This window comes from Streptomyces sp. WELS2 (assembly GCF_013870595.1).
Taxonomy (GTDB): Bacteria; Actinomycetota; Actinomycetes; order Streptomycetales; family Streptomycetaceae; genus Streptomyces.
Genome location: NZ_JACBWZ010000312.1, coordinates 1 through 6,789 on the forward strand (window position 1 = coordinate 1; position 6,789 = coordinate 6,789).

Annotated in this window: 10 protein-coding genes and 2 pseudogenes; 4 read left to right on the top strand and 8 right to left on the bottom strand. The window is 73.3% G+C overall.

Annotated elements, in window-relative coordinates:
• Window positions 1-448 (top strand): LiaF domain-containing protein (locus H5J33_RS18795; protein ID WP_181796094.1); only part of this gene is annotated, 448 nt, incomplete at its 5' end.
• Window positions 449-623: 175 nt separating this feature from the next.
• The gene (locus tag H5J33_RS18800) at window positions 624-998 is read left to right on the top strand and encodes a WhiB family transcriptional regulator (RefSeq protein WP_181796095.1); all 375 of its coding nucleotides are present in this window, start codon (window positions 624-626) and stop codon (window positions 996-998) included.
• 65 nt (window positions 999-1,063) lie between these two features.
• On the opposite strand, the gene glpX is transcribed toward H5J33_RS18800, so the two are convergent.
• On the bottom strand, window positions 1,064-2,098 hold the full coding sequence (gene glpX / locus H5J33_RS18805) for a class II fructose-bisphosphatase (protein WP_181796096.1): 1,035 nt from the start codon (window positions 2,096-2,098) through the stop codon (window positions 1,064-1,066).
• A 127-nt stretch (window positions 2,099-2,225) separates the two neighbouring features.
• Here glpX and H5J33_RS18810 point away from each other — a divergent pair, with 127 nt between their 5' ends.
• Window positions 2,226-2,753 (top strand): DUF4245 domain-containing protein, encoded by a 528-nt coding sequence (locus H5J33_RS18810; RefSeq protein ID WP_181796097.1) that lies wholly within the window; start codon window positions 2,226-2,228, stop codon window positions 2,751-2,753.
• A 72-nt stretch (window positions 2,754-2,825) separates the two neighbouring features.
• Here the strand turns inward: H5J33_RS18810 and H5J33_RS18815 are convergent, their stop codons facing one another.
• The 4 genes and pseudogenes from H5J33_RS18815 to H5J33_RS18830 form a co-directional block, all read right to left on the bottom strand.
• A complete protein-coding gene (locus tag H5J33_RS18815) occupies window positions 2,826-3,416 on the bottom strand; it encodes a malonic semialdehyde reductase (protein WP_181796098.1) in 591 nt (196 codons plus the stop codon).
• Window positions 3,417-3,556: 140 nt separating this feature from the next.
• Window positions 3,557-3,787 carry an exodeoxyribonuclease VII small subunit gene (locus H5J33_RS18820; RefSeq protein WP_181796099.1) on the bottom strand — a complete coding sequence of 77 codons (231 nt, stop codon included), beginning with the start codon at window positions 3,785-3,787 and terminating at the stop codon, window positions 3,557-3,559.
• Complete coding sequence (gene xseA, locus H5J33_RS18825) at window positions 3,784-4,992, bottom strand: exodeoxyribonuclease VII large subunit (RefSeq protein WP_181796100.1); 1,209 nt, start codon at window positions 4,990-4,992, stop codon at window positions 3,784-3,786. The genes H5J33_RS18820 and xseA overlap by 4 nt, the downstream gene beginning before the upstream one ends.
• A gap of 129 nt (window positions 4,993-5,121) precedes the next feature.
• A pseudogene (locus tag H5J33_RS18830) lies at window positions 5,122-5,388 on the bottom strand (amino acid permease); the annotation flags it as partial.
• Between H5J33_RS18830 and H5J33_RS18835 the strand changes: the two are divergent.
• Window positions 5,372-5,533: a hypothetical protein gene (locus tag H5J33_RS18835; RefSeq protein ID WP_181796103.1), complete on the top strand. Its 162-nt coding sequence runs from the start codon at window positions 5,372-5,374 to the stop codon at window positions 5,531-5,533. The pseudogene H5J33_RS18830 and the gene H5J33_RS18835 sit on opposite strands and share 17 nt — an antisense overlap.
• Window positions 5,534-5,688: 155 nt before the next feature.
• On the opposite strand, the gene H5J33_RS18840 is transcribed toward H5J33_RS18835, so the two are convergent.
• The 3 genes and pseudogenes from H5J33_RS18840 to H5J33_RS18850 all read right to left on the bottom strand — a co-directional run.
• On the bottom strand, window positions 5,689-5,886 hold the full coding sequence (locus H5J33_RS18840) for a hypothetical protein (RefSeq protein WP_181796101.1): 198 nt from the start codon (window positions 5,884-5,886) through the stop codon (window positions 5,689-5,691).
• Window positions 5,887-5,958: 72 nt separating this feature from the next.
• Window positions 5,959-6,372 (bottom strand): SRPBCC family protein, encoded by a 414-nt coding sequence (locus H5J33_RS18845; RefSeq protein ID WP_181796102.1) that lies wholly within the window; start codon window positions 6,370-6,372, stop codon window positions 5,959-5,961.
• A 99-nt stretch (window positions 6,373-6,471) separates the two neighbouring features.
• Window positions 6,472-6,789: pseudogene (locus H5J33_RS18850) on the bottom strand (hypothetical protein); the annotation flags it as partial.

Consider the following 6,789-nt stretch of genomic DNA (forward strand, 5'->3'; position numbering starts at 1 on the left):
CCCGCCCCGCCCCGAGCCGGGCGCGGTCCCGGCGGCGGCCGACGCCAACGTGGTGGCGGTGTTCAGCAGCGCCGTGCGCCGGGGCCGCTGGCGCGCCGGGCGCCGGCTGCACGCGTACGCGGTCTTCGGCAGCGTGGAGATCGACCTCAGCGAGGCGATCTTCGAGTACCAGCACGTGGTGATCAAGGCCGTCTCCGTCTTCGGCGAGGTCCAGATCCGGGTGCCGGAGAACATCTCGCTGCGCGGCACCGGGGGCGGGGTGCTGGGCAGGTTCGAGGTGAGCCCGCTGGACTCCGCCGACTCCGCGGCGCCGGTCGTCTACGTCGACGGCTGGGCGGTCCTCGGCGCCGTGGAGGCACGGCCCCGGCGCGGCCGGACCGTCTCGGACATCCTGGAGCGCGTCCAGGACAAGGTCGACCGGAAACTGGGCAGGCATTTCGGCCGTTGACGGTCGGGAATCCGCCGGTGATCGCAACACTCCGGTCCGCCGGCGACGCCGGAGCCGGGGGCGGGAACGAGCCGCCGCGCGCTCGCCGGTGCCAACGCTGTGCATAGGCGCACGCACAGCGGGTAGGCCTTGCTGCATCGTCTCTCGCTCGCGAAGCCGTCGTCAGGAGTAGACCGTGCTGCAACCGCCGCATTCGTCCCTGCAGGTAGCTGGCGTACCGGTCCAGCGGGTGCCAGCGCGAGACAGGGACCAAGACGCACCCTGGCACACCGAGGCGGTGTGCCGGCGCGACGAGGCCGGGCTGTTCTTCGCCCCGTCGAAGGAGCCGACCGCCGCCCGGCTGTCCCGCGAGGAGGCGGCCAAGCGGGTCTGCGCCCGCTGTCCGGTCATGGTCGAGTGCCGCGAGCACGCCCTGCTCCAGCCCGAGCCCTACGGCGTCTGGGGCGGCCTGACGGCGGCCGAGCGCCGGGTGGTCCTGGCGCGCCGGCGCCGCCGCGAGGTGGAGCTGAAGAAGGCGGCGCGGGCGGCGGAGAACCGCATGGCGGGCTGAGACGGCCGGAGAAAGGGGCACCCTCCGCGGGCGGAGGGTGCCCCTTCTCTCGCGGTGCCGGGCCCCTACTTGGCCCGGTCGAAGTCGATCGCGCTGTAGGCCCGCAGCTTCCTCAGCCGGTGCTCGGAGTCGATCCGGCGGACCGTACCCGACTTCGACCGCATCACGATGGACTCGGTCAGCGCCGTATCCGAGCGGTACCGCACCCCGCGCAGCAGCTCCCCGTCGGTGATGCCGGTCGCGACGAAGAAGACGTTCTCCCCGGCGACCAGGTCGTCCGTGGTGAGCACCCGGTCCAGGTCGTGCCCGGCGTCGATCGCCCGCTGCCGCTCCTCGTCGTCCTTCGGCCACAGCTTGCCCTGGATGGTGCCGCCCAGGCACTTGACGGCACAGGCCGAGATGATGCCCTCGGGGGTGCCGCCGATGCCGAGCAGCAGGTCGACGCCGGTGCCCTCGCGCAGCGCGTACACCGAACCGGCCACATCGCCGTCGGAGATCAGCTTGATGCGCGCGCCGGCTTCCCGGACCTCCCGGATCAGACCCTCGTGCCGGGGCCGGTCGAGGATGACGACGGTGACGTCCTCGGGCGTGGACCGCTTGGCCTTGGCGATCCGGCGGATGTTCACCTCGACGGGCGCGTTGATGTCGACGAAGTCGGCCGCCTCCGGGCCGGTGACCAGCTTGTCCATGTAGAACACGGCGGACGGGTCGAACATCGCGCCGCGCTCGGCGGCGGCGAGGACGGCGATCGCGTTCGGCATGCCCTTGGCGGTCAGCGTGGTGCCGTCGATCGGGTCGACGGCGATGTCCACCTCGGGACCGGTGCCGTCGCCCACGTGCTCCCCGTTGAAGAGCATCGGGGCCTCGTCCTTCTCGCCCTCGCCGATGACGACCACGCCGTTCATCGACACGGTGGAGACGAGGGTCCGCATGGCGCGCACCGCGGCGCCGTCGGCGCCGTTCTTGTCGCCGCGCCCCACCCAACGGCCCGCGGCCATGGCGGCGGCCTCGGTCACCCGGACCAGCTCCAGGGCGAGGTTGCGGTCGGGAGCCTCCGAGGGAACATCGAGCTCGGACGGCAGGTGATGGTGTTCGGTCATCGGAGCGCACCTTTCTGATACGACGACGGCCGGATGAGGGTCTTGGACCCGACTCTATCGTTAGGCATACAAAATGAGCAGGGGACCCCACGGATGAGCGCTTGGGACACCTGCGACGATAGGGGGCGTGGCAGGTTCGAACCGCAAGCAGAAGACGGCCCGGGACATGGTTCTCTCCCTGGCCCTGATCGTCATCGCGTCGCTGGTCGTGTACTTCTTCACCATCCCGCACGACGATCACGCTCCCGAGGTCCAGCGGGTCGACTACCGGGTCGAGCTGCTGACGGCCCGCCGCGCGGCGAGCTACCCGGTGGCCGCCCCCGAGGGCCTGCCGAGTACCTGGAAACCGACCTCCGTACGCTCCGAGGGCAAGGACGCGAACCGCTGGCACCTCGGCTTCCAGACCCCGGACGGCCAGTACGCGCAGGTCGAGCAGTCCACGCAGAAGCGCACCGACTTCATCGAGGACGCCACCCAGGGCGGCTCGGCCGGCAAGCAGACCGAGCGGATCGGCGGCCGCACCTGGACCCGCTACACCGGCGGCCGGTACGACGCCCTGGTCCTGGAGGACACCCCCGGCTCCACCACGGTGGTCGCCGGCACCGCCTCCTACAAGGAGCTGACGACGCTGGCGGCGGCACTGAAGACGGGGTGACCGCACGCGCGCTCCCGTATGCGTGAGGAGGCCCCCGGCACTGCCGGGGGCCTCCTCACGCATACGGGAGCGTCAGACGGTGGTGACGACGTCCTCGTAGGCCAGGCGCGGGGAGCGCGGGAACCAGGCGTCCGGGCCCGGCTTGCCGATGTTGACGACCATCAGCGGGGCGTGGTCGTCGTCCAGGAACTCCTTGCGGACGCCCTCGAAGTCGAAGCCGGTCATCGGGCCGGCGGCCAGGCCCGCGGCGCGGACGCCGATGATGAAGTACGCGGCCTGGAGGGTGGCGTTCATCGCGGCGGCGCTCTCCCGGACCGGACGCTCGCCGAAGAAGACGTCCTTGGCCTGCGGGAAGTGCGGGAAGAGGGCCGGCAGCTCCTCGTGGAACTCGTTGTCCGCGGACAGGATCGCGACCAGCGGGGCGGCGGCGGTCTTGGCCTGGTTGCCCTCGGCCATCAGCGCGACCAGGCGCTCACGGGCCTCGGGGGAGCGGACCAGGGTGATGCGCAGCGGGCTCTGGTTGAAGGCGGTGGGGCCGTACTTGACCAGGTCGTAGATCGCCTGCACCTGCTCCTCGGTCACCGGCTCGTCGGTGAAGGTGTTGGCGGTACGGGCCTCGCGGAACAGCAGATCCTGGGCGGCGGGGTCAAGAACGAGAGACATGCGTGTACTTCCTGGGGTGTGCGTCCGGTCCGACGGGAGGCCGGACCGGCTGACGCGGTCGACCCTACGCCAGTGAGGTTTAACGTTCAACTAAGAGGGGGGTGCGGTGACCCGCCTCACAGGCCCGCGGCCCGTACCCCCTACTCGTCCGCGCCCTCGGCGCCCTCCTCTTCCTCCGCCAGGGCCGCGTCCAGCCGGGCCCGGGCCCCCTCCAGCCAGCGCCGGCACACCTTGGCCAGCTCCTCGCCGCGCTCCCACAGCGCCAGGGACTCCTCCAGAGACGTACCGCCCGCCTCCAGCTGCCGGACCACCTCGATCAGCTCGTCCCGGGCCTGCTCGTAGGAGAGCGCCTCGTCCACCTTGCTCGTCATCCGTCCACCTTCACAGTCAGTTCACCGTCGGCGACGCGGGCCCGCAGCGCCTCGCCCGCCGTCACCTCGGCCGGATCGCGCACCACGTGCCCGTCCGCCCGTTGCAGCACCGCGTAACCGCGCCGCAGCGTCGCCGCGGGGGAGAGGGCCACCACGCGCGCGTGCGTGTGCGTCAGCTCCGAGTCCGCGCGGTCCAGCAGATGGCCCAGGGTCCGCCGGCCGCGCTCCAGCAGGGACAGCACGTGATCGGCGCGCTCGTCGAGCATCCGGTGCGGATCCTGTATCACCGGCCGGGCCAGGGCGTGCGCCAGTCCGCGCTCCTCCCGCTCCACGAACGCGGCCGCGCACCGCCGCGCCCGGTCCCGCAGCATCCGCACCCGCTCCAGCTCCTCGCCCACGTCGGGCACGACCTTCTTGGCCGCGTCCGTCGGCGTCGAGGCGCGCAGGTCGGCGACGTAGTCCAGCAGCGGGGTGTCCGGCTCGTGACCGATCGCCGACACCACGGGCGTACGGCAGCCGGCCACCGCGCGCACCAGCTGCTCGTCGGAGAACGGCAGCAGATCCTCCACGCTGCCGCCGCCGCGCGCGACGATGATCACGTCCACCTCGTCCATCGCGTCGAGCTCCTTGACCGCCTGCACGACCTGCGGGACGGCGTGCACGCCCTGCACGGGGACGTTGCGCACCTCGAAGCGGACGGCGGGCCAGCGGTGCCGGGCGTTCTCCAGCACGTCCCGCTCGGCGGCGGAGGCCCGGCCGCACACCAGCCCGATCAGCTGCGGCAGGAACGGCAGCGCCGTCTTCCGCTCCGGCGCGAAGAGCCCCTCCGCCGCCAGCGACTTCTTCAGCTGCTCCAGCCGGGCCAGCAGCTCCCCGACGCCCACGGGCCTTATCTCGGCGGCCCGCAGGGACAGCTGGCCGCGCGGCGCGTACCACTCGGGCTTCGCCAGGACGACGACCCGGGCGCCCTCGCCGACGACGTCCGCGACCGCGTCGAACACCTGGCGGTAGCAGGTCACGCTGACGGAGACGTCGTGCGACGGGTCGCGCAGCGTGAGGAACACGACACCGGCGCCGGGGCGGCGCGACAACTGCGTGATCTGCCCTTCGACCCACACCGCGCCGAGCCGGTCGATCCATCCCCCGATCAGCCGCGACACCTCGCCTACGGGCAGGGGGGACTCCGGGGACGTGTTCACAGCCATGCGGTCGAGAGTAACGGCCGGTACCGACAGGGGGGTGGCCGTGCGGCCGCGCGGGGTGGGGCCGTGCGCGTCGCCCGGCGCGGGTGCGTCCGGGCGACGCGCACTCGCCCTTCGTGGCGCACAGGCGGGCTACGCGGGAATCCGTCCCCGCTGCCCCGCCAGCACCCCCAGACCGATCACCAGCCACACCGCCCCCACCACCTGGGCCACCCCGGACGCCGCCACGACGACGGCCACCGTGATGCCGGCCCCGGCCACCGGCACCAGCACATGCCGCCACCGGCTCAGCTGCTCCCGGCGGCGTACGAAATACCCGACCACGCTCGCGTGCAGCAGGATGAACGCCGACAGCGCGCCGATGTCGACCACCGAGACCAGCTTGTCCAGCCCGGCAGAGTACCGCCGGCTGCTCGCCCCCGACGGCCGCGACCGCCGTGCCGCCGCCCTGCTCCGCCACCCCGACCTGCTGGCCCCCGTGGCCGCACTGCACCACGACCAGCTCCTGGACCGCCTCACCCCGGACCGCCCCCTGGCGGCCTGACCGCCGCCCCCGCCCGGGGGGACCGCCCTCGGGGCCGGTCCGCACGGCCGGTGCCGTCTCCCGGCCCGGCGCACGCCCACGGGCCTCCCCGCCACGTCGGGGGGAGGCCCGCGGTGTCCGGCTCGTTCTCGGTTGTCCGGCTGGTGCTCGAGGGGCTACTCGTTCTCCGGCCGTTCGCCCTCGGGACCGCGACCGCGGTCCGTCCTCGGGCCCGCGCTCCGGCCTTCCGGCTCCTGCCGCAAGGCGTCCTTGGCGACGGCGCCGGCATCCTGGTCGGAGATACCCGAGCGCTCGGCCTCCTTGCGCAGCCGCGCCCTGCGGGTGTCGTACTTCTTGCTGCCGGGTTCGGGCACGACGATCACCTCCGGCCGTCCGGGTCCCCCGCGCCTTCCGCCGGCAAACGCCCGCCCGGGGCCCCGGGCGCGTCAGCCGGCCGCGTTGTCGACCCGCATGCGCACCTGCTCCTCCAGCCGGCGCAGGCTGCCGTCCAGCGCCTCGCCCACCGCCCGCTCGCCCGGGTCGTGGCTCTCGTCGAAGAACGACAGGTGCACGGTCACCTCGCTGGCTCCGCTGCCGATGCCCGCCACCTGGAGCCAGCCGGTGTAGGCACCCTGCTCGCGGGTGCCCCACTCCAGGCGCATCTGATCCGGCTGTGCCCGCAGGAGGGCGGGCAGGTCCTGGCCGGACAGGTCCTCGTGCACGGTCACCGCGGGCGGGTCCCCGGCGCGCACGTGCAGGGCGTCCGGGAGCCAGGCGTCGAGCTGGGCGACGTTGGCCGCCTGGTCGAAGACGTGCTCGGGCTGCGCGGGCATCGTGCGGGAACGTTCGTACTCGGACATCGTGGTAGCGCCCCTTCCGGTCGGAAGTCGTACCCCGACCGCGTGCCCCTTCCACGGCCGCCGAAAAGCCCCGCGGCCGACCGCGGGCCGACCGGGGCCTCAGACCGCCGCGCGCGCCGTCCGCTCCACCAGGGACACTCCGTCGCCCATGGACGTGTTCCCGTCGGACAGCACGGCCACGAGGCACCGGTGCCCCCGCACGGAGACCTCGCCCACGCTGTTGACGTCCCAGCGGCCCGTGGTGCTCCGCTGGAGCCAGCCGTTCTTCAGCGCCGGCCGGGCCCCCGGGCTCCCGGCCGCCGAGACGCCCCAGGCCTGCCCGGCTGTGACCCCGCTCATCAGCGTACGGACGTAGGCGCGGGACTCCGCGTCGAGCCCGCCGGAGCCCCGGCGCACCGTGCCGCCGGAGTCGAACAC